The sequence below is a fragment of the Streptomyces sp. NPDC002817 genome (genome assembly GCF_053592055.1).
In genome coordinates this window covers 40,341-62,989 of record NZ_JBSFUY010000010.1, presented here as the reverse complement: position 1 = coordinate 62,989, position 22,649 = coordinate 40,341, and the positions used below count along the sequence as shown (strand labels likewise).

General features: G+C 70.8%; 20 protein-coding genes and 1 pseudogene. 10 read left to right on the top strand and 11 right to left on the bottom strand.

What is annotated here, in order from left to right; genetic code table 11:
* Positions 1-28: 28 nt before the first annotated feature.
* Positions 29-628 (top strand): TetR/AcrR family transcriptional regulator, encoded by a 600-nt coding sequence (locus ACWD3I_RS20830; protein WP_365393086.1) that lies wholly within the window; start codon positions 29-31, stop codon positions 626-628.
* Between the two features lie 12 nt (positions 629-640).
* On the opposite strand, the gene ACWD3I_RS20825 is transcribed toward ACWD3I_RS20830, so the two are convergent.
* Positions 641-1,579, bottom strand: a complete 939-nt coding sequence (locus tag ACWD3I_RS20825) for a coiled-coil domain-containing protein (RefSeq protein WP_046263072.1) — start codon at positions 1,577-1,579, stop codon at positions 641-643.
* Positions 1,580-1,788: 209 nt separating this feature from the next.
* The gene (gene scy, locus ACWD3I_RS20820) at positions 1,789-5,670 is read right to left on the bottom strand and encodes a polarized growth protein Scy (protein ID WP_365393089.1); all 3,882 of its coding nucleotides are present in this window, start codon (positions 5,668-5,670) and stop codon (positions 1,789-1,791) included.
* Between scy and ACWD3I_RS20815 the strand changes: the two are divergent.
* A pseudogene (locus tag ACWD3I_RS20815) lies at positions 5,652-5,894 on the top strand (hypothetical protein); the annotation flags it as partial. The gene scy and the pseudogene ACWD3I_RS20815 overlap by 19 nt on opposite strands.
* Here ACWD3I_RS20815 and mce read toward each other — a convergent pair.
* On the bottom strand, positions 5,880-6,320 hold the full coding sequence (mce, locus tag ACWD3I_RS20810; protein ID WP_361479318.1) for a methylmalonyl-CoA epimerase: 441 nt from the start codon (positions 6,318-6,320) through the stop codon (positions 5,880-5,882). The pseudogene ACWD3I_RS20815 and the gene mce sit on opposite strands and share 15 nt — an antisense overlap.
* A gap of 148 nt (positions 6,321-6,468) precedes the next feature.
* Here mce and ACWD3I_RS20805 point away from each other — a divergent pair, with 148 nt between their 5' ends.
* The 3 genes from ACWD3I_RS20805 (at position 6,469) to ACWD3I_RS20795 (ending at position 10,194) form a co-directional block, all read left to right on the top strand.
* The gene (locus ACWD3I_RS20805) at positions 6,469-7,671 is read left to right on the top strand and encodes an acetyl-CoA C-acetyltransferase (RefSeq protein WP_365393093.1); all 1,203 of its coding nucleotides are present in this window, start codon (positions 6,469-6,471) and stop codon (positions 7,669-7,671) included.
* 30 nt (positions 7,672-7,701) lie between these two features.
* The gene (gene meaB / locus ACWD3I_RS20800) at positions 7,702-8,658 is read left to right on the top strand and encodes a methylmalonyl Co-A mutase-associated GTPase MeaB (RefSeq protein ID WP_266887950.1); all 957 of its coding nucleotides are present in this window, start codon (positions 7,702-7,704) and stop codon (positions 8,656-8,658) included.
* 273 nt (positions 8,659-8,931) lie between these two features.
* Positions 8,932-10,194 carry an MFS transporter gene (locus ACWD3I_RS20795; protein ID WP_365393096.1) on the top strand — a complete coding sequence of 421 codons (1,263 nt, stop codon included), beginning with the start codon at positions 8,932-8,934 and terminating at the stop codon, positions 10,192-10,194.
* A 6-nt stretch (positions 10,195-10,200) separates the two neighbouring features.
* Here the strand turns inward: ACWD3I_RS20795 and ACWD3I_RS20790 are convergent, their stop codons facing one another.
* A complete protein-coding gene (locus tag ACWD3I_RS20790; protein WP_365393099.1) occupies positions 10,201-10,863 on the bottom strand; it encodes a PepSY domain-containing protein in 663 nt (220 codons plus the stop codon).
* A 190-nt stretch (positions 10,864-11,053) separates the two neighbouring features.
* On the opposite strand from ACWD3I_RS20790, the gene ACWD3I_RS20785 reads away from it, so the two are divergent.
* Positions 11,054-12,469, top strand: coding sequence for a sensor histidine kinase (locus ACWD3I_RS20785; RefSeq protein WP_365393102.1), 1,416 nt, complete (start codon positions 11,054-11,056; stop codon positions 12,467-12,469).
* A gap of 14 nt (positions 12,470-12,483) precedes the next feature.
* Here ACWD3I_RS20785 and ACWD3I_RS20780 read toward each other — a convergent pair whose 3' ends face one another.
* The 5 genes from ACWD3I_RS20780 to ACWD3I_RS20760 all read right to left on the bottom strand — a co-directional run bounded on the left by ACWD3I_RS20780 (position 12,484) and on the right by ACWD3I_RS20760 (position 15,537).
* Positions 12,484-12,960: a MarR family winged helix-turn-helix transcriptional regulator gene (locus tag ACWD3I_RS20780; RefSeq protein ID WP_361542074.1), complete on the bottom strand. Its 477-nt coding sequence runs from the start codon at positions 12,958-12,960 to the stop codon at positions 12,484-12,486.
* A 95-nt stretch (positions 12,961-13,055) separates the two neighbouring features.
* Complete coding sequence (locus tag ACWD3I_RS20775) at positions 13,056-13,853, bottom strand: AIM24 family protein (RefSeq protein WP_365393105.1); 798 nt, start codon at positions 13,851-13,853, stop codon at positions 13,056-13,058.
* A complete protein-coding gene (locus tag ACWD3I_RS20770) occupies positions 13,850-14,500 on the bottom strand; it encodes an AIM24 family protein (RefSeq protein ID WP_365393243.1) in 651 nt (216 codons plus the stop codon). The genes ACWD3I_RS20775 and ACWD3I_RS20770 overlap by 4 nt, the downstream gene beginning before the upstream one ends.
* Position 14,501: 1 nt before the next feature.
* Positions 14,502-15,134 carry an AIM24 family protein gene (locus tag ACWD3I_RS20765; RefSeq protein WP_365393246.1) on the bottom strand — a complete coding sequence of 211 codons (633 nt, stop codon included), beginning with the start codon at positions 15,132-15,134 and terminating at the stop codon, positions 14,502-14,504.
* Between the two features lie 85 nt (positions 15,135-15,219).
* Positions 15,220-15,537, bottom strand: a complete 318-nt coding sequence (locus ACWD3I_RS20760) for a DUF6191 domain-containing protein (RefSeq protein ID WP_365393107.1) — start codon at positions 15,535-15,537, stop codon at positions 15,220-15,222.
* A gap of 129 nt (positions 15,538-15,666) precedes the next feature.
* Between ACWD3I_RS20760 and ACWD3I_RS20755 the strand changes: the two genes are divergently transcribed.
* The 4 genes from ACWD3I_RS20755 to ACWD3I_RS20740 all read left to right on the top strand — a co-directional run bounded on the left by ACWD3I_RS20755 (position 15,667) and on the right by ACWD3I_RS20740 (position 20,390).
* On the top strand, positions 15,667-16,014 hold the full coding sequence (locus ACWD3I_RS20755) for a DUF3817 domain-containing protein (RefSeq protein ID WP_266887937.1): 348 nt from the start codon (positions 15,667-15,669) through the stop codon (positions 16,012-16,014).
* Positions 16,011-16,304, top strand: a complete 294-nt coding sequence (locus ACWD3I_RS20750) for an MTH1187 family thiamine-binding protein (RefSeq protein WP_365393111.1) — start codon at positions 16,011-16,013, stop codon at positions 16,302-16,304. Before ACWD3I_RS20755 ends, ACWD3I_RS20750 begins: the two co-directional genes overlap by 4 nt.
* A 361-nt stretch (positions 16,305-16,665) precedes the next feature.
* Positions 16,666-18,432 (top strand): glycosyltransferase family 2 protein, encoded by a 1,767-nt coding sequence (locus ACWD3I_RS20745; RefSeq protein WP_365393114.1) that lies wholly within the window; start codon positions 16,666-16,668, stop codon positions 18,430-18,432.
* 2 nt (positions 18,433-18,434) lie between these two features.
* Positions 18,435-20,390, top strand: a complete 1,956-nt coding sequence (locus ACWD3I_RS20740) for a radical copper oxidase GlxA (protein ID WP_365393117.1) — start codon at positions 18,435-18,437, stop codon at positions 20,388-20,390.
* 49 nt (positions 20,391-20,439) lie between these two features.
* On the opposite strand, the gene ACWD3I_RS20735 is transcribed toward ACWD3I_RS20740, so the two are convergent.
* Complete coding sequence (locus ACWD3I_RS20735) at positions 20,440-21,447, bottom strand: glycoside hydrolase family 6 protein (RefSeq protein WP_365393120.1); 1,008 nt, start codon at positions 21,445-21,447, stop codon at positions 20,440-20,442.
* 172 nt (positions 21,448-21,619) lie between these two features.
* Positions 21,620-22,606 (bottom strand): ArsR/SmtB family transcription factor, encoded by a 987-nt coding sequence (locus ACWD3I_RS20730; RefSeq protein WP_365393123.1) that lies wholly within the window; start codon positions 22,604-22,606, stop codon positions 21,620-21,622.
* Positions 22,607-22,649: the final 43 nt, after the last annotated feature.

The following is a 22,649-nucleotide window of genomic DNA, read 5'->3' as shown; positions in this document are numbered from 1 at the left end:
GCAAGGTCTCCTAAAGGGAGGTGTGCGGATGCCCGGCGAGACCACACGGCGGCGCGGTGCCGTTCTGGAGGCCGACCTTCTCGACGCCGCCTGGGCCGAGCTGAAGGCCGTCGGCTACCCGAAGCTCACGATGGAGGGCGTCGCCGCACGCGCGCGTACCGGCAAGCAGGTCCTCTACCGGCGCTGGAGCAACCGCGCGGAACTGGTCATCGCCGCGATGCGCCACCGCACCGGGTCCATCGCCGACCGGGTGCCCGACACGGGCTCGCTGCGGGAAGACGTACTGGAGGTACTCCGCGCGGGCGTGCGCCGCCAGCGGGAGATCGGCCCGGACACCCTGCACGGGCTGCTCGCGGAGGCCCGGGACGTGGACCCGTCCTTCTTCGTCATCATGCGGGGCGTGCTGCGCACGCTCGTCGAGCGGGCCGCCGAGCGCGGCGAGATCCCCACGGCGGAGCTGCCCCGACGGGTCCTCACCCTCCCCGCGGACCTCCTGCGCCACGAGATCCTGCTGAGCCGGGAACAGGTGACGGACGAGACGCTGACGGAGATCGTCGACGACGTCTTCCTGCCCCTGGTGGGTACGCCAGAGGCCCGCACCTCCGGGGGAGACGGTGCGGGCCTCTGAACGCGCTACTGCTTACCGGGACTGCTGAGCCGGAACCCCACGGGAGATCGGCTCGTCGTCCGTGGCCGGAGAACCGGCTGCGGCCACCGCGGCGCCCGTGAGCGTGGCGAGCATCTCGCGCACGTTCGTCAGCTGGGCGTTGATGCTGTCGCGGCGGTTGGTGAGGGCGGCCAGCTCGCGCTCGGATTCCGAACGGATCCGGTCGGCCTTGGCGTTCGCGTCGGCCACGATGTCCTCGGCCTGGCGCTGCGCCGTCTCGACGGTCTGACGGGCCCGGCGCTCGGCGTCCGTGCGCAGCTTCTCGGCCTCGAGACGCAGCTGCTCCGCGCGGTGCTCGATCTCCGCGAGGCGCTTCTCGGCCTTCTGCTGACGGGACGCCAGGTCGCGCTCGGACTGCTCGCGACGCTTGGCGAGGTTCGTCTCGAAGTCCGCGGCGGCCTGGGCGGCCTTGGCGCGGGTCTCCTCGAAGAGGGCGTCCGCCTCCTCGCGCTTCTGCTGCGCGTCCTTCTGTGCCTCCTGGCGCAGCTGAGAGGAGTCGCTCTTGGCCTTCTCGACGATCCGGACGCCTTCGTCCTCGGCCTTGGCCTTGCGCTCCGCGGCGAACGACTCCGCGTCGTTGCGGACCTGCTGGGCCGCCGACTCGGCGAGTTCGCGGTGCTGCTCCGCCGCGCGACGGGCCTCCTCGCGCAGATCCTTGGCCTCCTCCTCGGCGAGGCGGAGGATCTTCTCGACACGCGCGCCGAGACCGGCGTACGACGGCTCGGCGTCGGTGACCTGAGCCTGCGCGTTCTGCGTTTCGAGGTGGAGCTCCTCGATGCGCTTTTCCAGAGCGGTGATGCGGGAGAGAGCGCTGTCACGGTCGGAGACGAGCTTGGAGATCCGTTCGTCCACCTGAGCGCGGTCGTACCCACGCCGCACAAGCTCGAAGCCGTAGGGGGAAGTGTCGCTCATGGGGTTCCTGTCAAATGAGACCGGTGAGGTGATAGGGGGAATCCTAGGGGCCGAAGCGGTGTGTCATCGAGCGGATACGTGTTTGATCTGGAGAATGACACCCCTTTTGAGTGGCTAACCCCGGGACGGCTTGCCAAAAACTTGGTCAAAGGCCCCAGACGGCACCGGAATTCGACCCGTCGGTCAGCCTTCGGTCAGCTGTCCGTCGCCTAACTGTCTGACGACTTGCCACCCGATCGAGGGGCGCCGACCGTGACGCCGGCCTTGACGCCACCGTCCTTGCCCGCCGAAGGGGCCTCGAAGGATTCCAACGCCTCCAGGACGTCCTGGACACGGGAGATCTCGGCGTTGATGTCCTCGCGGCGGCGCACCAGGATCTCCAGCTCGCGCTTTCCTTCCTCGACCGTGCGCCGGGCCTCGCGGATCGCCTCCGCCTTGAGCTCCTCGGCCTCCCGCACGAGCGCCGACTTCTTCTGCTCGGCCTCCTTCAGGAGCCCCTCGGCCTTCTTCACGGCGGCGATACGGACCTTGCCCGCCTCGGAGTTGGCCTCCGAGACCAGCTCCTTGGCCTTCGCCTGGGCCTTCGCCAGCTGCTCCTCGGACGCCTTGATGAGCGCGTCGCAGCGGTCGCCCGTCGACTTCATCGTCTCGGAGGCCTCGCGGCGGGCCCGCTCGTGCAGGTCCTCGATCTCGGTCGTGATGCGGTCGCGCAGCTCCTCGGCGCGCTCCCTTATGGCGGTCGCGTCCCGGCGGGCGCCGACCAGCAGTTCGTCCGCGTCCGTACGGGCCTTCTCCACCCGGGAGTTGCCCTCGACGGTCGCCTCCGAGACCAGCCGGTCGGCCTCCGTGCGGGCCGCGCCCACCATGGAGTCGGCCTGCCCCTCCGCGTCCGCGGTGGTCTTGTGGGCCTGTTGCTGCGCCTCGGTGAGGAGCTTGTCCGCCTCGGCCGTGGTCTCCGTGATGAGCGTGTCGACCTGCTCGGCCACGTCCTGGCGCCGCTTGTTCGCGTCCTTGCGGGCCTCGTCGAGGGTCCGCTCGGCCTCCTCGCGCGCGGCCGTCGTGACCCGGTCGGCCTCGGCCAGGGCATCGGCCTTGACGCGCTCGGAGTCGCTGCGGACCCGCTCGGCGTGCAGCTGTGCGGAACCGACCGTGTCGGAGGCTTCGGCGCGCAGCCGCTCCGCGTCCCCGGTGGCGTCCGCGATCAGCTTCTCGGCCTTGGCGACCGCCTCGGACCGTACGCGCTCGGCCTCGTTGACCGTGTCCGTGCGCAGCCGGTCGGTGTCGGTGAGCGTCTCCGTGGTGAGCCGCTCGGCCTCGCTGCGCGCCTCGGTGATGAGGGCGTCGGCCTGCGAGGCCGCGTCCGAGCGGATGCGGTTGGCGTCCTCACGGGCGTCCGCCCGGGTACGGGCGGCGGCCTGGTCGGCCTCGGCGATCGCGTTCGAGGCGTCCGTGCGCACCCGCTGGGCGTGCTCGGAGGCGTCCGACCTGAGCCGCTCCGCCTCCGCGATCGCCTCCCCGACGGTGCGCTCGGCGAGCGCCTTGGCGGCCTCCGACTCCTCGTTCGCCTCGCGCCGGACGCGGCCCGCGTCCTCGCTGGCCCGCTCCCGCTCGGCGTAGGCGTCGCCGCGGACCCGGTCCGCCTCTTCCTCGGCCTCGCGCCGGGTGCGGTCCGCCGCGTGCTCGGCGGCGCTGCGCAGCCCGGTGATCTCCTCCTGGGCCTGCTCGTGCAGCCCGGCCACGGAGTCCCGTACCTGCTGGGCGTGCTGTTCGGCCGCCGACACCATCTCGGTGGCGCGCCGGTCGGCCTCCTCGACCAGCCGCACCGCCTCGGCCTGCGCCTCCTCCACACGGTTGCGTGCGGAGGCCAGCAGCTCCTCGCTCTGCTCGCGGGCCCGCTCGCGCTCCTGGTCGGCCTCCTGACGCGCCGAGCCGAGGGTCTCCTCGGCCTCGCGGCGGCGCCGGACGGCCTCCTCCTGGGCGGCGGCCAGCGTCTCGGACGCCTCCGTCGCGAGCCGCTCGGCGGCGCCCTGCGCCTCCGCCCGGACCCGGTCGGCGGTGTCCTGGGCCTCCGCCTTCAGCTGCTCGGCCTCGGCCGCGGCCGCCGAACGCAGCCGTACGGCGATGGCCTCGCCCTCCGCACGGGACGCGGACGCGTCGGAGGCGGCCTCGTCGCGCAGCCGCTCGGCCTCCGCCTCGGCCTGCTGCTGCAGTGTGCGGATCCGCTCGGCGGCCTCGGCGCGCAGCCGCTCGGTCTCCTCGGCGGCCTCGCGACGGATCCGCCCGGCCTCGGCGCGGGCGTCGGTCAGCGCCTGCTCGGCGGCGGCGAGGCGCTCCTCGGTGTCGGTGCGCAGCCGGGTCAGTTCCTCGGCGGCCTCGGCCCGGCGGGCCGCTATGGCCTGCTCGGTCTCCTCGTGCAGCTCCCGCGCGGCCCGCTCGGCGTCCGCCTTGATGCCCTCGGACTGCTCGACGACCTCGGCGCGGTGCCGCTCGGCCTCCTGGCGGGTGCGCTCCAGGGTCTCCTCGGCCTGCCGGCGCAGCGTGGTGGCGCGCTCGATGGCCTCGGTGCGGACCTTCTCGCTGTCCGTCGTGGCCGTCTGACGCAGCTCGTCCGCGTCCTGCCTGGCCTTCGACAGCAGCTCCTCGGCGGTCTTGGCCGCCTCCTCGATCTGCTGGACGGCCTCCTTGCGGGCCTCCGCGCGGATCTTCTCGCCCTCGGCGACCGCGTCGGCGCGCAGCTGCTCGGCCTCGCCGCGCAGCCGACGGGCCTCCTCCTGGAGCTCGACCGTCTTGGCCCGGTACTCCTTGGTGTCGTCCTTCGCCGAGCCCTTGAGCTGCTCGGCGATGTCGTGCGCCTCGGCGCGCAGCCGGTCCGCCTCGGCCTCGGCCTCGGAACGGATCCGCTCGGCCTCCTCGGCGGCGGCCTTGGTGGTGTTACGGGCGTCCTCGGACGCCTTGTTGAGGACGTCCTCGGCGGTCTTGGCCGCCTTGCCCAGCTGGGACGCGGTCTCCTCGGCGGTGATCGTGCGGGCCTTCTCGGAGGCCTCGGCGACGATCTTCTCGGCCTCCGCGCGGGCGTCCGCGACGACCTGCTCGGCGTCCGCCTTGGTGGTCTCGGCCTCCTTGGTGGCCTCCGTGACCAGCCGGGCGACCTGCTCCTTGGCCGTACGCGTGCGCTGTTCGTTGGTCGACTCGGCGCTGGTGAGCGACTTCTCGGCGGTCGCCTTGGCCTCGGCGACGAGCTTCTCGGCCTCGCTCTGCGCCTTGCGCAGCGCCTCCTCGGCCTCCGTGATCCGCTGCTCGGCCGCACGGCTCAGCTCGGTCGCCTCGCGGCGGGCGCTGTCCGACTCGGTCGCCGTGGAGCTGCGCAGCTGCTCGGCGTGGTCGGTGGCCTCCTGGGCCTGCGTGGACGCGGCGTTCAGCAGCCGCTCGGCGTCCGTGCGGGCGCGGCGCAGCAGCTGCTCCGCCTCCGCGCGGGCCGTCTCGGCATCGCTCTGGAGCCGCTGGCGGGCCTCGGCGGCTACCCGCTCGGCCTCCGCGCGGGCGGCGGCCATGGCCTGGTCGGCCTCCGCGCGGGACTCCTCCAGGAGCCGGCGGGCCTGCTGCTCGGTGCGGGCGCGCAGCTGCTCGGCCCACGCCACGTTCTCGTTGACGTGCGACTCGACGGTCTGGCGGCGCTCGGAGAGCTCCTGGTCCAGCTGCTGGCGGCGGGTGACCGCCTCCTGGTGCAGCTCCGCCTGGAGCCGCGCCGCGTTCTCGGCGTGCTCCTGGAGGATGCGCTGCGTCTGCGCCCGCGCCTGGCTCAGCTCACGCTCGGCGTCCTGGCGCAACTGATCGGCCTGGACCTGGGCGTTGCGGAGCAACTGTTCGGCTTGGTAGCCGATGTCGCCGCCGTCGTAGGACGGTCGGGACATGAGGGTGCGCCGCGCCTCGTGCAACTTGGCGCGCAGCACCTCGACCTGGTAGCCGAGGTCCTCGGCGTGCTGGATCGCCTTTTCCCGCTCGGTCTTCAGCCGATCCATCTCGGCCTCGAACCGAGAGAGATGGTCGACGTCAGCCGCCGGCACTCGCTCCTGGCTTTCGTAGCCCCGCACTGCGCGGTCCCATCCGTCCCCTGGTCGCATGTCTGCCCAAACGAGCTCCGTCCATCCGCCGAACGGGGCCCCCGGGGAATGGTGTCAGATCAACGGCGGAGCAAGGGCTGCCGCCCCGACGCTTGTCCCCCGAAACCCGGACCCCGGCCCGCGGTCGCCCCCAAAGAGCGGCGACCGCCCCCAACCCTACCGGCCCATATGTACGGGGGTCAGTGCTCAGGTGACTCAACAGGCGCCGAAGTGACCAGTTCTGTCAGTACTCCATGGCAATCCTTCGGGTGCAGGAACGTGATCCGTGACCCCATGGAGCCGCGTCGCGGCTCCTCGTACAGAACGCGTACGCCCTTGTCGCGGATGTCCGCGGACTCGCCGTCCACATCCGCCGTACCGAAAGCGATGTGGTGCACACCCTCGCCGTTCTTGGCGAGCCACTTCGCGACGGTGGAGTCCTCGCGGGTCGGCTCGAGGAGCTGCAGGTAGGAGGCCCCGCCGTCCGACGTGTCGTTGATCTTGAGCATGGCCTCGCGCACGCCCTGCTCCTCGTTGACCTCGGAGTGGTACACCTCGAAGCCATAGGTGGCCCGGTAGAACTCGACAGTCTTGTCCAGGTCGAAACAGGCGATCCCGATGTGGTCGATTCGCGTCAGCATGGAACTCAGTGCAGCGCTCCGGAGGTGGTTACGCAACGTGCGCGCGATCACACCGACGGGCCGGTGACGGCACGGAGTGCCACTCAGTACATTCGAAGTAAACCCTCGTTCACTCCTCAGCTGTGCAGCTGAAAGGGGATCGCACCTCATGTCTGGTTCGAACAGCACGACGTCCGTCATCGTGGCGGGTGCCCGCACCCCGATGGGACGGTTGCTCGGCTCACTGAAGTCCTTCTCCGGAGCCGACCTCGGCGGCTTCGCGATCAAGGCCGCCCTCGACCGTGCGGGAATCGGCGGCGACCAGGTGCAGTACGTGATCATGGGCCAGGTGCTCCAGGCCGGGGCCGGCCAGATCCCGGCGCGCCAGGCCGCGGTCAAGGCCGGCATCCCGATGGGCGTCCCGGCGCTCACCATCAACAAGGTCTGTCTGTCGGGCCTCGACGCGATCGCGCTGGCCGACCAGCTGATCCGCGCGGGCGAGTTCGACGTGATCGTCGCGGGCGGCCAGGAGTCCATGACCAACGCCCCCCACCTGCTCCCGAAGTCCCGCGAGGGCTTCAAGTACGGTGCCATCGAGATGCTCGACGCCATGGCCCACGACGGTCTGACCGACGCCTTCGAGAACGTCGCCATGGGCGAGTCCACGGAGAAGCACAACGCGCGCCTGGGCATCCGGCGTCCCGAGCAGGACGAGATCGCCGCCCTGTCCCACCAGCGGGCCGCGGCCGCGCAGAAGAACGGCATCTTCGAGGCCGAGATCACCCCGGTCGAGATCCCGCAGCGCAAGGGCGAGCCGGTCGTCTTCAGCAAGGACGAGGGCATCCGCGCCGAGACGACCGCGGAGTCCCTGGGCAAGCTGCGCCCGGCGTTCACCCGCGACGGCACCATCACGGCGGGCACGTCCTCGCAGATCTCCGACGGTGCCGCGGCCGTGGTCGTGATGAGCAAGACCAAGGCGCAGGAGCTCGGCCTGGAGTGGATCGCCGAGATCGGCGCCCACGGCAATGTGGCGGGACCGGACAACTCCCTCCAGTCCCAGCCGTCCAACGCCATCCTCCACGCCCTGAAGAAGGAGGGCCTGGACGTCTCCGACCTCGACCTGATCGAGATCAACGAGGCCTTCGCCGCCGTCGCGGTCCAGTCAATGAAGGACCTCGGCGTGTCCTCCGAAACGGTGAACGTCAATGGCGGTGCCATCGCCCTGGGCCACCCGATCGGCATGTCCGGCGCCCGTCTGGTGCTGCACCTGGCGCTGGAGCTGAAGCGGCGCGGCGGCGGAGTCGGCGCGGCCGCGCTGTGCGGCGGCGGCGGCCAGGGTGACGCGCTCATCGTGCGGGTACCCAAGGCCTGAGCTGTACTTCTCCAACGGAACGGAGCTGTGATGCAGGACGTCTCCTCTCTGGTGGCCCAGGCGAGGGAGGGCAGGCCGCGTGCCGTGGCCCGGTTGATCTCCCTGGTGGAGGGGGCGTCCCCGCAGCTCAGGGAGGTCATGGCGGCGCTGGCCCCGCTCACGGGCAACGCGTACGTCGTGGGCCTGACCGGTTCGCCGGGCGTGGGCAAGTCGACGTCCACGTCCGCCCTGGTCACCGCGTACCGCAAGCAGGGCAGGCGGGTCGGCGTCCTGGCCGTCGACCCGTCATCGCCCTTCTCGGGCGGCGCCCTGCTCGGTGACCGCGTCCGGATGTCGGACCACGCCTCCGACCCGGGCGTCTACATCCGCTCGATGGCCACGCGCGGCCACCTCGGCGGCCTGGCCTGGTCGGCCCCGCAGGCGATCCGTGTCCTGGACGCGGCGGGCTGCGACGTCGTCCTGGTCGAGACGGTCGGCGTCGGTCAGTCGGAGGTCGAGATCGCCTCGCAGGCGGACACCAGCGTGGTCCTGCTGGCCCCGGGCATGGGCGACGGCATCCAGGCGGCCAAGGCCGGGATCCTGGAGATCGGCGATGTGTACGTCGTCAACAAGGCCGACCGGGACGGCGCCGACGCCACCGCCCGTGAGCTCAACCACATGCTGGGCCTCGGCGAGTCCCGCGGCCCCGGGGACTGGCGCCCGCCGATCGTGAAGACGGTCGCCGCCCGTTCCGAGGGCATCGACGAGGTCGTCGAGGCACTGGAGAAGCACCGCGCCTGGATGGAGGAGCGCGGAGTCCTGGCCGAGCGCCGCCGCGCCCGCGCCGCCCGCGAGGTGGAGACCATCGCGGTCACCGCCCTGCGCGAGCGGATCGGCGACCTGCACGGAGACCGACGCCTGGACGCGCTGGCGGACCGGATCGTGGCCGGGGAGCTGGACCCGTACGGGGCGGCGGACGAGCTGGTGGCGGGCCTGACGCAGGGCTGAGGCGGTCTTCGAGGAGTGGGGATCGGCGGATCCGTCCCCCGCCGCACTTCGGTGACCCGCGCTTTCCCGCCCGAGGCGGGGACACGTCTGCCGGTCCCCGTGCCCCCGCCGCCGACCCGACCCGACCCCTGGTCAAGTTCCGCGCGCGGTTGGTACGTTGATCCACATGTTCCTTCTCCTGGCATAGAGCGCGCCTCGCTCGCGACCGGCCGACAGTGGCCGGCGCGGCACTTCGGCGTCCCTCGCTCATGCCTCCAGTAGAGGAACCTCCCCATGTCCGCGTCCTCGCGGCGGCCTTCGTACGCCGCCGTGCTCCGTGTCCCCCATGCCCGCCGGACCTTCCTGGCGGCCCTCAGCGGCCGGCTGTCGTACGGAATGGCCCCGATCGCCGTCATGCTCGCCGTGACCCGGGCGACCGGGTCGTACGCCGTGGCCGGTGTCGTCATGGCCCTGTTCGGTGCCACGGGTGTGCTCCTGTCGCCCTACCGGGCCGCGCTGGTCGACCGTCACGGCCCCCGGCGGGCTCTGATCCCCATGGCCCTGCTCCACGCGGTGCTGCTCTGCGCGCTCGCGGCGGTGAGTTGGCGGCCGGGCGCACCCGCGGTGGTGCTCGGCGTGACAGCTGCGGTCACGGGCGCCTGTGCGCCCCCGCTCGGCCCCACGATGCGCATGGTGTGGGGCGAACTCGTCGGTGACCGGGCGCTGTTGCAGCGCGCCTACAGCCTGGACGGCGTCGCGGAGGAACTCCTCTACGTCACCGGCCCGTTGCTGGTCGGAGTGGTGATCGGCGTGGCCTCCCCGGCCGTCGGCGTCCTGCTGGGCGCCCTGCTCATGGCGGCGGGATCGCTCGCCTTCGTCACCTCGCCCGCCGTCTCCGCGCTGCGTCCCAGCGGGGGCCCCAAGTCCCGGTCGTCCAGAGCCGGTTCGCCGCCCCGTGGGGCCCTGTTGCAGCCGGTGGTCGTGGCGGCGGGCGTGGGTCTGTCGCTGGCCGCGGTCGACCTCCTGGTCGTGGCCTTCGCCGCGGCCCGGCAGCAGGGGGGCGACACCGTCGCCTGGGTCCTCGCGGCACTGTCGGCGGGCAGCGCGGTGGGCGGACTGCTGAACGGCGCCGTCGACTGGCGGATGCCCGCCCGGGTCCGCCTCCCGCTCCTCTGCGCCGGCCTGGGCCTCACCCTGGCCGCCGCGGGCCTGGCCCCCGGCACCGGCATCCTCGCCCTGGCGGCGGCCCTCGCCGGGTCGTTCGTCGCACCGGCCCTGACCACGGCGTATCTGATCGCCGACGAGGCCGCCCAGCCGGGCTTCCGCACGCAGGCCGGCGCCTGGGTCAACACGGCTGTCAATGCCGGGAGTTCGACCGGCGCCGCGACCGCGGGACTGCTGGTGGAGCGGCTGCCGCCGGGGGTGTGCTTCGCGGTGGCGGGGGCGGTCTCGATGGTGGCGGCACTGGTCGGGGCACTGGTTCCGGCACGGCGAAGCGGCCGTACGCCGGAGCGTACGGCCGCCGTGCCCGCTGCGGCTGACGTGCGGGTTCTGTGACCTGCGTCAGTCCTGGTCGTCGTCCGAGCGGTCCGCCGTGACCTTGCCGCTGTTCAGGTCGACCTGCCAGTCCTGGTCGACCGTGCCGGAGGTGCGGGTCTCCACGTCCCAGGCCTGCGAGGCACCGTCCTCGTCGAGGTCCACGGACGTCACGGTGCCCTTGGCGGCGGCCGCCTTCGCCGCCTCCGCGGCCGTCACGGACGTACCCTTCAGGGCGGCCCGCACCTGGGCGGTGTCGTCCTCCTGCTCGGTGTGGGAGCCGAGGACCTTGCCGGTGGCGGGGTCGATCGTGATGCTGTGCCAGGTGGTGCCGTCGCCCAGCACGTCGACGTCCCACACGACCTTGCCGTTGTCGTCCTCGTCGTCCAGGTCGGCGGAGACGGCGGTGCCCGGGACGCTCTTCAGCGCGGCCGCGATCGCCTCGGCGGCGGTGACATCGCCGTCGGCGACCGTCGTACGGTCCTCGGCGTCGTCCTTGCGGTCGTCGGCGTCGTCGTTCACGTCGTCCGCCCGGTCGTCCGCGTCGTCGTGGTCGGCGACCACCTGCGTGCCGGAGCTCGACTGGCGCTGCGCCGCCGTCTCGTCGTCGCCCGCGGCGAAGGCCGCGACGGTGCCGCCGGTGGCCAGGGCTGCGGCGGTGAGGGTGGCGATGACGATGTTGCGCTTCATGAGGGTTCCTTCCCCTTCGATCGTTTTCGCTCGGTTCCAGCGATTCGCTCGCTTTCGACATGACCAAACATCGCCGACCGACGCTGAGGGGAACCTGAAGCCGCCTGAAGGGATCTTCAGCTTCGTTTTGCGAACCTGTACGTATGCGCCTGTTGATCGCGGAGGACGAGTACCGGCTGGAGGGGGGACGGTGAGCAGGTTCTTCGGCTCGGTCCGCTCGCGCGCGACCCTCGGTGCCAGTCTCGTCGTGGCCGTGGCGCTGGTGATGGCCGGGGCGGCGGTGCTGTTCTCGCTGCGGTCCAACCTCATCGACCAGGCGGACACCCAGGCGGAACGCTCGGCGCGCGGGGTGGCCACCCTGCTCGCCACCGGGAAGTCGTACGCCGACCTGGACCTGGACGACGAGAACCCGGTCCAGGTCGTCGACGCGAACGGCACGCTGGTCGCGGTCAGCGACGGTCTGGAGCGGATCAGCGGCACCGCCACCGACGCGGTGAAGGCACCGGCGCAGCCCGGCGGCCCGAGCGGCTCGGGCGACGACGACCCCGATGACGACGCGGACGACGACACCGCCCTCGAACCCGGCGAGATCGGCGACGACGTCGAGCTCACCGACGGCACCGCGACCATCGACGGCGAGAGCGCCGACTACCGATTCGCGGCGCTCCCGGTGGAGACCGACGACGGGGTGAAGCTGACCGTCTACGCCGGTGAGTCCCTGGACACCGAACAGAGCGCCGTGGACACCGCGCTCACCGTCATGCTGATCGGCTTCCCGCTGCTGCTCGGTGTCGTCGCCGCCGCGACCTGGCTCGTCACCCGGCGCGCCCTGCGCCCGGTCGAGGGCATCCGGCGCGAGATGGCCGCGATCACCGCCTCCGAGGACCTCGCTCGACGGGTACCGGAGCCGGACACCCACGACGAGGTCGCCAGGCTCGCCCGCACCACCAACGCGACGCTGGCCGCGCTGGAGACCTCCGTGGAGCGCCAGCGCCGGTTCGTCGCCGACGCCTCGCACGAACTGCGCAGCCCGATCGCGTCCCTGCGCACCCAGCTGGAAGTGGGCGCCGCCCATCCTGAGTTGCTGGACGTGCCGGGCGCGGTCCAGGACACCGTACGACTCCAGCGCCTCGCCGCCGATCTGCTGCTGCTCGCCCGTCTGGACGCGGGGGAGGGAGTCGGCGACAAGCGGCTCGACCTCGGAGAGGTGGTGCGGCGGGAGGCGCGGGGGCGGGACGGGGTGACCGTCGAGGTGGCGGACGTGGCGGTGGCCGGGTCCCGGAGCCAGCTGGAGCGGGTGATCGGCAATCTGCTCGACAACGCGCAGCGGCACGCCCGTGCGGTGATCGGTGTGACCGTACGACGGGACGGGGCGTGGGGCGTCGTCGAGGTCGCCGACGACGGGGACGGGGTGGCCGAGGCCGACCGGGAGCGGATCTTCGAGCGGTTCGTACGGCTCGACGAGGCCCGCGGCCGTGACGACGGCGGCGCCGGGCTCGGGCTCGCCATCGCCCGGGACGTCGCCGCACGTCATGGCGGCACGCTCACGGTCCGCGACGCACCGGCAGGCGGAGCCCTGTTCGAACTCCGCCTGCCGCTCGTCTAGCTGCCGCTACCCGGTCAGGGGCGCCCGCGCTGGCCGCGCAGATGCTCCGCGATGGGCTTGAGGGACTTGTCGAGCTCCGCCATGGAATCGGGGTTCAGCAGGTCGATGAAGTGGCGCCGCACAGACGCCACGTGGTGTGGCGCGACCTTCTTCATCGTCTCCATGCCGTGCTCGGTCAGGACCGCGTACAGACCGCGGCGGTCCGACTCGCAGTTCTCGCGCCGCACCAGGTCCGCGTTCTCCATGCGGGTGATCTGGTGCGAGAGGCGGCTCTTGGACTGGAGGGTGGCGGACGCGAGATCGCTCATCCGCATCCGTACGTCCTCCGACTCGGAGAGATTCACCAGGATCTCGTAGTCGTTCATTGTCAGGCCGAACGGCTGGAGGTCCTTCTCGAGCTGGTACGTCAACAGCCTGTTGACCTCCAGGTGGGTGCGCCAGGCGCACTGCTCCGCATCGGTCAGCCAGGGCGTGGCCGTCTCGGTCTCCATGAATGAAGTCTACCTAAGAAGTTGAAAGGCGAACTAGTGAGGGTTTCGGCGTGACGGCGTGCACACGTTCGACGTCACACTCCGCAGACTACCGCTCACAGCCCGAAGCGACGCTGGAGGTCCCCCAGCTGTCCGGGAAGGCGCGGTGTGCCCGCTTGCTGTGAAGGACCTGTGGACGGCACTCCCGAACCAGGTACTCCGGCCTGCTGGGGAACCGCCCCCGTGGCCTGCTCCGCCATCAGCGCCTCGGAGGACTGGAGCAGTACGGTGCCGGCCCCCACGAACTCGAACTGATGCTCCTCTCCAGAGGCCCCGCCCAGGCCCGTCATCGCACGTAGACCGCCCATCAGGCCGGTCATGTAGCCGTGGTCGTAGTGATGGCACGGCGACGGGCAGTCGGCCCAGCCGACGAGCGCCTGCGGGTCCACCCGGATCGGGGGTTCCATGAACACCACCGGGCCGTTAGATGCGGCCACGAACTTTCCGGTTCCGATCAGGGTCAGAAAACCCGGCACGATCGATTGCTTGAGGGCAAGACTTGGCTGAAAAGCGAGCAGGTTGCCTGAGCGAATGGTCAGGTTGCCGTTCTCGAGGTCGTACGAATTCACGTCGAAGGCCCGGTCGGCGAGGAGCATCTTGCCCGAACCCTCGGCCACGACCCAGTCGCTCGCGTGCAGAGGCGAATGGAAAGACGTACGGACAAGTCGGTCGAGTCGCCCGTGCCCGACGCCGTTGAAGTCGATCGAACCGTAGTAGGCGATCATCTTCCCCTTCTGCAGGAACCACTGGCTCCCCTTGAGCTCCACGCAGAAGGTGTAGTTGTTCACGTTGTCGTCGACGGGCAGCGTCGACGGGTCGTGGACGGTGGGGCCCGCGCCCGGGTAGGTGCTCACAGCTTCTCCTCCGACGCCTGGACGAACACCGTTCCGTGGCCACTGAGCTCCAGCTGGAAGGCCTCGCCGGAGCCGCGGCCCACCATGTCGCGCCAGCCGAGCGCGGTGGACAGCTTGTTGCGGACGTCGCCGTGGTGGGCGACGTAGGCCTGCGGGTCGACATGGACCGGCCGCTGCGGGGTGATCGGCAGCTCGATGACGCCGCCGTGGGCCATCACGGCGACCGAGCCGTGCCCCTTGAGGGTGGTGGTGAACAGCCCCTGGCCGGTGACCTGGCCGCGGACCATGCCCATGACGCCGCCCTGCGAGCCCATGAACATCGTGCCCTGATCCAGGGTGCCCTCGAAGGCGAGGAGGCGGTCCGCCTCGACGTACAGGGTGTCGCCGGTCAGGTTGATCACCTGGACGTGGTGGCCGCCGTGCCCGAACAGGACGGTGCCGCTGCCCTCCACGGTCATCAGGGGAGTGGCCTCGCCCGCGACCCGGCGCCCGATCATCGACGCGATCCCGCCCTGGCCGCCCTGGGTGTTGGGCGTGAAGGACACCTCGCCCTTGTAGGCGAGCATCGCGCCGCGCTGGCTGAACAGCCGCTGCCCGGGCATGACGGTCGCCTCGACCATCTTCGAGTTGAGCTCACGGAAGGCCATCTCAGACATCCCCCGCGATCGTGTTCCGCTCACTGGGCTGGACGTACACCAGGCCGTCCCCCTCGAAGCGGATCTGGAAGGCCTCGCCGCCGCCCTCTCCCATGAGAGTGCGGAATGTCACACCGGACTGGAAGGATTGCCGCAGATTCCCCTGGTGCGCGATGTACGCCCCCGGGTCGACGCTCAGCGGGTACTGCGGGCTGACCCGGAGCACCACGGCCGGTCCGTCCGAGGTGATCGCAGCCTGTCCGTGCCCCTCGACCGTGGTCGTGAACAGCCCGTTGCCCTGCGAGGCGCCGCGCAGCCCCGTGAAACTGGTCCCCGTGCGCAGTCCCCCGTCGGTCGCGAGCAGATTGCTCGACTCCACGTAGAGCTTGTCCCCCTGGAGACCGACGAGATTGATCTCGGAGGCGCGATCGGCGAACCAGCAGGTCCCCTGCCCCCTCACCTCCATCACCGTCATCTGCTCACCGGTGATCCGCCGGGTCACCATGCCCCGGATGCCCTCACCGCCACCGCTGAGCTTCTTGAACGCCATCTGTCCGTCGTACGCGACCATCGAGCCGTTCTTCGCCTTCACGGCGTCCCCGGTCATCTCGACGGCGAGTACCTTGCTGCCTTGAAGTCGGAACATCGCCACGCTGCGAAGGTAGCCCGCGGAAAGGCCTTGCCGACAGGGCCCGTGGGTGGAGAGGGACCCTGATCGCACCCCTAGGGGGTCAGCGGTGGGCCCCGGGCAGCCGTATGACCGCCTTCCCCGAGGTCAGGTCGACGGTGGAGCGCGGGGGTGCGCCGTCCTCCTCGTCGTCCCGCATCACCAGCGCGCTCTGCCGTTCCTTGAGCTCGTGCTGCTTGCCGGGCGAGAGGGCGGCGTGCAGTTGCTCGAAGCCGGTCGCGGAGACCTGCCCCTGGCGGGCAGCATTGCGCCAGGGCAGTACTCCGGCCCGGCCGGCCCGCAGCAGCAGCTGATCGACGAAGGCCAGCACAGTGAGCAGGACGACCAGTCCGGGCAGGGTCATGAAGAAGACGAACCGCACACGCGCTCCTGGCTGCGAGAGGTCGACGACGGACCCCCCAGCCTGTCCCCGCTCAGCCGTTTGCCACAATGGGCAAACGTTTGTGCACGCATTCACAAAGCGTCGACGCCCCTCCACCGAAGGTGACCCGTGGACCTCAAGACCGCCAGCGCCCTCCGCCGCCTCCGCCTCGTCTCCGCCCCCGAGGCGGTCTCGTTCCTGCTCCTGCTCGTCTGCTCGGTCCTGAAGCGGACCACGGACTTCAACGCGGTGCCCGTCATGGGCATGGTCCACGGCGTTCTCTTCGTCCTCTACGTGATCTTCTGGGCCGACGCCTGGAACCGTACGAAGTGGCCCGTGGGCACCGCCGCCCTGTACTTCGTCCTCTCGGTCCTGCCCACCGGCGGCTTCTTCGCCGAGCGCAAGCTCAAGCGTGAGGCCGAGGACGCGGTCATCGCCTCCCGCGCCCGCCAGGAGAGCGCGGTGAAGGCGTCGTGATCGTCGCCTTCTCCGTCACGCCGCTCGGCGTGGGCGACGAGGTGGGGGAGTACGTCGCCGACGCGGTCCGTGTCGTCCGCGAGTCGGGCCTGCCCAACCGCACCGACGCGATGTTCACCTCGATCGAGGGCGACTGGGACGAGGTGATGGACGTCGTGAAGCGCGCCGTCGCCGCGGTCGAGGCACGCGCCCCGCGCGTCTCCCTCGTCCTCAAGGCGGACATCCGCCCCGGCGTGACCGACGGCCTGACCTCCAAGGTCGCGACGGTGGAACGGCACCTCACCGAGTAGCCCCGGCGCGGACCGTCGTAGAGCCGCCGTCGAGGACCCCAGGCGGGACGAGACCCGCGCTGGCGCAACGGCGAGCAGGGGACGTACCCGGGGGTGTCCGCCCGCAGCGTCGGGCGACCGACCAACCGCACCGCCAAAGACACCGCACCGCCCGACCGAGGACGGACACCCCCCGGTGCGGCACCGACCCCCGACGGCGAGCAGTGCGCGACGCACGCCCCCACCGAACCGCAACGGGCCGCCGCAGGCATCCACCCACTCACCCGACGCCGTCCCACCCGCCTGGACCCTCCCAGTTCGACACGCCCCGAATCCTCCACTTGTGTATGGGTATCGGCTCGTTCGATCACTGGAGGGCGCTGTGCGGCCGGAGGGCTACGACTACGACACCCACAGCCGACTTGCCGGACCGCTCACGGAGCCGTCCGAGAAGTACCGGGTGCAGTACACCTCACTCCTCGCAGGCGAGCCGCACCGAATACGCGCGATCCTCCTCATGACCCTCGCGCCCCTGCTCACCGGCGCCCTGCTGGTCTACCTGGTCTGGCCCACCCACTGGGTCGAGCGCGAGGGCGGCGACGAGTGGATGGTCGGCCTCGACATCACGATGCTCATAGCCATCGCGCTCATCGAGCTGTTCATGGTCGTCAATGTCGCCTCCGTCGCACACGCCACCCTCGTGGCCCGCGACCCCGTCCCCGTCACCCCCGAATCCGGCACCCGCGTCGCCTTCCTCACGACGTACGTCCCGGGCAAGGAACCCCTGGAGATGGTCCGCGCCACCCTCGAAGGCGCCACGAAGATCACCCACACCGGCCCCCTGGACGTCTGGCTCCTGGACGAAGGCGACGACGAACCGGCAAAGGCCCTCTGCACGGAACTCGGCGTACGGCACTTCACCCGCCACGGCGTCCCCGAGTGGAACAGACCCAAGGGTGTCCACAAGGCCAACACCAAGCACGGGAACTACAACGCCTGGATCGCCATGCACGGCGACGAGTACGACTTCTTCGCCTCGGTCGACACCGACCACGTTCCGCTCCCCAACTTCCTGGAGCGGATGACGGGTTACCTCCGGGATCCGGACGTCGCCTTCGTCGTGGGCCCGCAGGTGTACGGCAACTACCACAACCCCGTCACCAAGGCCGCGGAGTCCCAGCAGTTCCTCTTCCACGCGCTGATCCAGCGCGCCGGCAACCGCTACCGCGCACCCATGTTCGTCGGCACCAACAACGTCGTACGCATCGCGGCCGTGAAACAGATCGGCGGCCTCTACGACTCCATCACCGAGGACATGGCCACCGGCTTCGAGCTCCACCGCCACCGCAACCCGAGAACCCGCAACCACTGGCGCAGCGTCTACACCCCCGACGTCCTCGCCGTCGGCGAAGGTCCCGCCTCCTGGACGGACTTCTTCACCCAGCAGATGCGGTGGTCGCGCGGCACGTACGAGACGCTCTTCAAGCAGTACTGGAAGGCACCGTTCACGATGCCGCCCGGGCGCCTCTTCTCGTACACGCTGATGCTCGTCTACTACCCGATGACGGCCGTCAACTGGTTGCTGGGCATCCTGAGCTGTTTCCTGTTCCTCTGGTTCGGCGCGTCCGGCACCCAGGTCGCCGCATCGGTCTGGCTGATGCTCTACAGCGACGCGGCCGCCCTCCAGATCGGCCTCTACCTCTGGAACCGCCGCCACAACGTCTCCCCGCACGAGCCCGAGGGCTCCGGCGGCCTCGCGGGCATGGCGATGTCGGCCCTCTCCGCGCCGATCTACCTGAAGTCCTTCGGCGAGGCCCTCATCCGCCGCCCCAGCCGCTTCGTCGTCACCCCGAAGGGCGGCGACGCCAGCCCCGACCGTCTGCTCACCTTCCGCATCCATCTGTTCTGGGCGGCCCTCCTCGCGACCTCGCTGGCCGGTTCGGTCGTCCTGGAGCACACGCATGTGGCGATGCGCACCTGGGCGGTCCTGGCCATGGCGATATCCCTGGCCCCGGTAGGGGTGTGGATCTCCACCCGCCTGAGGGAACGCCAGGCCCACCGCGCCACAGCCGCGGCCACCCCCCGTCCCGTCGACGGCACCGAGCCCGCCCTCGCCACCACCTCCAGCACCACGACAGGAGGCAACTAGGCATGGCCTACCAGCCGTCCCAGCGCACCAAGAAGACCGTCCTCGGCATCGGCGGCATCGCCATCCTGGTCGGCCTGAACGCCCCGGCCGCGCTCGACTTCGCCGGCGACCGGTACTACGCGTACAAGATCGCCCAGCCCGAGTACAAGGCGAAGTACGGGAGTTGGAGCCGGATCGACATCCCGGAGGAGTACCGCACCAACGCGATCCACGCGGCGCTCCTGCACACCGGCAAGGTGCTCATCGTCGCGGGCTCCGGGAACGAGCAGAAGAAGTTCGACGAGGGGTCCTTCGACACCGTTCTCTGGGACCCGGCCACGGACACCTTCAAGAAGATCCCCACCCCCGACGACTTCTTCTGCTCAGGACACGCCCAACTCCCGGACGGCAGACTCCTCGTGGCCGGCGGCACCGCCCGCTACGAGCTGCTCGACGGCGAGGTCGACCGGGCCGGCGGCGGCATGCGCGTGAAGAACGAGAACCCCGACAGGGCGATGGTCCTGAAGAAGGGGACCCGCTTCCGCTCGCCCGCCGGAGTCGAGTACGCCACGAAGTTCGACGTCACCGTCCCCAAGGCGAAGAAGTCCTTCAAGGTCACCTACAACGCCCGCGGTGTGATGCAGCCCTGGCAGACGAAGGTGACGGCCGCCGAGGCACGGGTCTTCGTGGAGGCCGTGGAGAAGGGCCCGATGTCCGTCACCGAGAAGCAGGCCCAGTACGAGATCGTGGGCCTGACCGGCAAGGACGCGGACAACGCCTACGGGCTCAGCGAGAAGATCACCCTCGACAAGCAGGACTTCCAAGGTATCCGCGCCGCCTACGAGTTCGACCCGGTAGCCGAGAAGTACATCCCGGTCGACCCCATGGACAAGGCCCGCTGGTACCCGACCCTGGTCGGCCTCGACGACGGCCGGGTCCTCGCCGTCTCCGGCCTGGACGACGTGGGGATGATCGACCCGGGCGACAACGAGATCTACGACCCGAAGACCAAGAAGTGGTCTCCCGGGCCGAAGCGGTACTTCCCGACGTACCCCGCGCTCTTCCTCACCAAGGGCGGCAAGCTCTTCTATCCGGCCTCCAACGCCGGTTACGGGCCTGCCGACATGGGCCGCGAACCGGGCCTGTGGGATCTGAAGACCAACACCTTCGAGAAGGTCCCCGGTCTGCGTGACGCCGACGAGACGGAGACCTCGGCGTCGCTCCTCCTCCCGCCCGCGCAGGACCAGAAGGTGATGATCCTCGGCGGCGGAGGTGTCGGCGAGTCGAAGAAGTCGACCCCGCGCACGGCCGTCATCGACCTGAAGAAGGACAACCCCGTCTTCGAGGACGGCCCCGACCTCCCGCAGGGCACGCGGTACCTGAACAGCGTGATCATGCCGGACGACACCGTGTTCACCGCGAACGGCGCCGAGGACTACCGCGGCCGCAGCGCCAGCAACATCCTCAAGGCGCAGTTCTACGACCCGAAGGGCAACGTCTTCCACGAGGCCGCGTCCCCGACGGTGGGCCGCAACTACCACTCCGAGGCGCTGCTGCTGCCCGACGGAAGGGTCGCCAGCTTCGGCTCCGACCCGCTCTACGACGATCAGCAGAACACCAAGCTCGGTCACTTCGAGCAGCGCATGGAGATCTTCACACCGCCCGCCCTGCACCGCGGCGGCGACGGCCGTCCCGAACTGAAGGACGGACCGAAGGCACTGGGCGCGAACCACCGTGCGACCTTCCGCACCGACGACGCGGACCGGATCGCCAAGGCCCGGCTGATGCGGCCGAGCGCGGTGACGCACACCACCGACGTCGAACAGCGCTCCATCGAACTCGGCATCACGAAGAACGCGGACGCCGTCACCTTCGATGTGCCGAAGGACCCGGCTCTGGTGCCGCCCGGCTGGTACATGCTGTTCGTGACGGACGCGGACGGCACCTCGTCGGAAGCCAAGTGGATCCAGGTGAAGTAGACGAAGCAGACGAAGCAGAAGAAGCCGGCGGAGCAGGTGAAGTGGCCGGTCAGTTCCGGGAGTTGCCCGCCAGCCCCAGGGCGTACTCCGGCCACCACTGCCCGGCGTCCGGACCGCCCTCGCAGGTCCCGTCCGACTCGCCGGGCCGCTTGACCCACAGATAGGCGTCCAGGGCCGTCTCGCCCGTGCGCGTCGTCGGCGCGGTGCCCAGCGCCCGGCCGGGCGGGTTGCACCACACGCCCGGCAGCGGCCCGTTGCCGTTACGGCTGCTGTCGATGACGAAGTGCTTGCCGTCGAGGTCCTTGGAGAGGTGGCGGCCGTATTCCTTGGTGGCGGCGTCGGTCTGGAAGTTGGAGACGTTGAGCGAGAAGCCGTCGGCCTTCGCGACGCCCGCCCGCCGCAGCGGCTCGACCAGTTTGCGGGGCTCCCGGATCCAGGACGGGTTGCCCGCGTCCAGGTACACCTTGGTGTTCGGCTGCTGCTTCAGCCGGTCGATCGCCTCGCCCAGCAACTGCTCGCGCTCGGCGTGGTATTCGCCCGGTGTGCAGCCGTCCACGATGTGCGCGACCGCGTCGGGTTCGAGGACGACGAGGGCCTCGGCGTCCCCGAGCGCGTCCGCGAACCTCCCGATCCACTGCCGGTATGTGTCCGCGTCCGCTGCCCCGCCCGCCGAGTGCTGACCGCAGTCCCGGTGCGGGATGTTGTACGCGACGAACAGTGCCGTACGGTCCTCGGCCGCGGCCGACGCGACGGCCGCCCTGACGGTCGGACCCGGGTCGACCTCACCGGCCGGCCACAGCGCGGCCGGCTGGTCCGCGATCTTCTGGAGCCGCGCCGCGTCCTGGGTACGGCCCTCCCGCTGCCACAGCTGGATCTGCTGGGCGGCGGAACTGTTGGGGTCCACCCAGAACGGGGACGCCGGATCCGATCCCGACTTCCTGCTGGCCGCGCCGGCGACGGAGGCCTCCTCGACGTCGGACGCGGACGAACAGCCCGCCGCGAGCCCGAGCGCCGTGAGGGTCGCGAGGACCGCGAGGGTGTGGGTCAGCCGGGGCATGCTGCTCCCTTGCGCGAGGATGACGTTGGGTAAGGGTGCGTCACCCATCGTGACATGGATCACATGTCCGATCCGGATGCGACACCGCTCCGCGGGGAGGGCCGGGTTTTGGGTGCGGGTTCGTTGTGGCTGGTCGCGCAGTTCCCCGCGCCCCTGAGTGGGACCGCGGCCTCTAGCGGGGCGCGGTCCCGCTCATGGCGATGCCCAGCGGTGTGCGCTCGTACAGGACCTGGTGGCCGTAGCGTCTCGCGGTGAGCAGGCCCGAATCGCGCAGGACTGTCAGATGTGCGGACACGGACGACGGGGCCAGTCCGAGCCGGTGGGCCAGGGCGGTGGTCGTGGCCGGTTCGTCGAGCGCGGCGAGCACGGCGGCACGGCCGCGGCCCAGGAGTCGTACGAGCGAGTCGGACGTACGGTCGTCGGGCTCGGCCCACAACCCGCCGATGCCCCGCGCCGGATACACGAGGGTCGGCTGCCAGGGCGGGTCGTAGGTGCTGACCACGTCGGGCCAGATGAAGACGCTCGGCATGAGCACCAGCCCCTGGCCTTCGAGCCGTCGCTCGTGCTCGCCCCGGTGCTCGACGGTCAGCGTCCCCGCGTCCCACCCGAACCGCCGGCTGATCTCCGGCAGCAGTCCGCCGAGCCCCACCTCGGCCAGCCGGCGCGAGTGGAAGGCGACGTCGGCCTCCAGCAGGGCGCGCAGCCGAGGCCAGTCCGGGGCGACGAGCGTGCGCCAGACCTCCTCCATCGCGTCGGACAGTTCCCGCACCATCCGGACGGGATCCCGCATCCAGGCCCGCCCGTGCGCCGACGCCGGCGCGCCGGGCGTGGACGCGAGCGACTTCGCGGTGTCCGCGCGTGCGGCCTCCGGATCACTCGCGCGTACGGCCGCGATCTCCTCCTCGAAGGTGGCCGCGGGTCCGAGCGGGGGCGGGCCCAGCCAGTCGGGGGAGTGCCCGCGGCGGGGCATCAGCAGCCACAACGGCGTGAGATCGAGCCCGGCGGCCGCGGTACGGATCCGGCGCAGCCAGGGTGTGTGATAGCCGTGCCGGTCGGGTCGTTTGAGCGTGCGGACGACTTCCTGCGTCTCCCAGAGGGGGGAGATCGCGAAGCGGCAGCGGAGGAAGTCGTCCTCACCGAAGTGCAGTCGCGAAGGCATGAGGGTCCCCGGTGGATGGCGGGAAGATTCGGCTGTGTCCGAA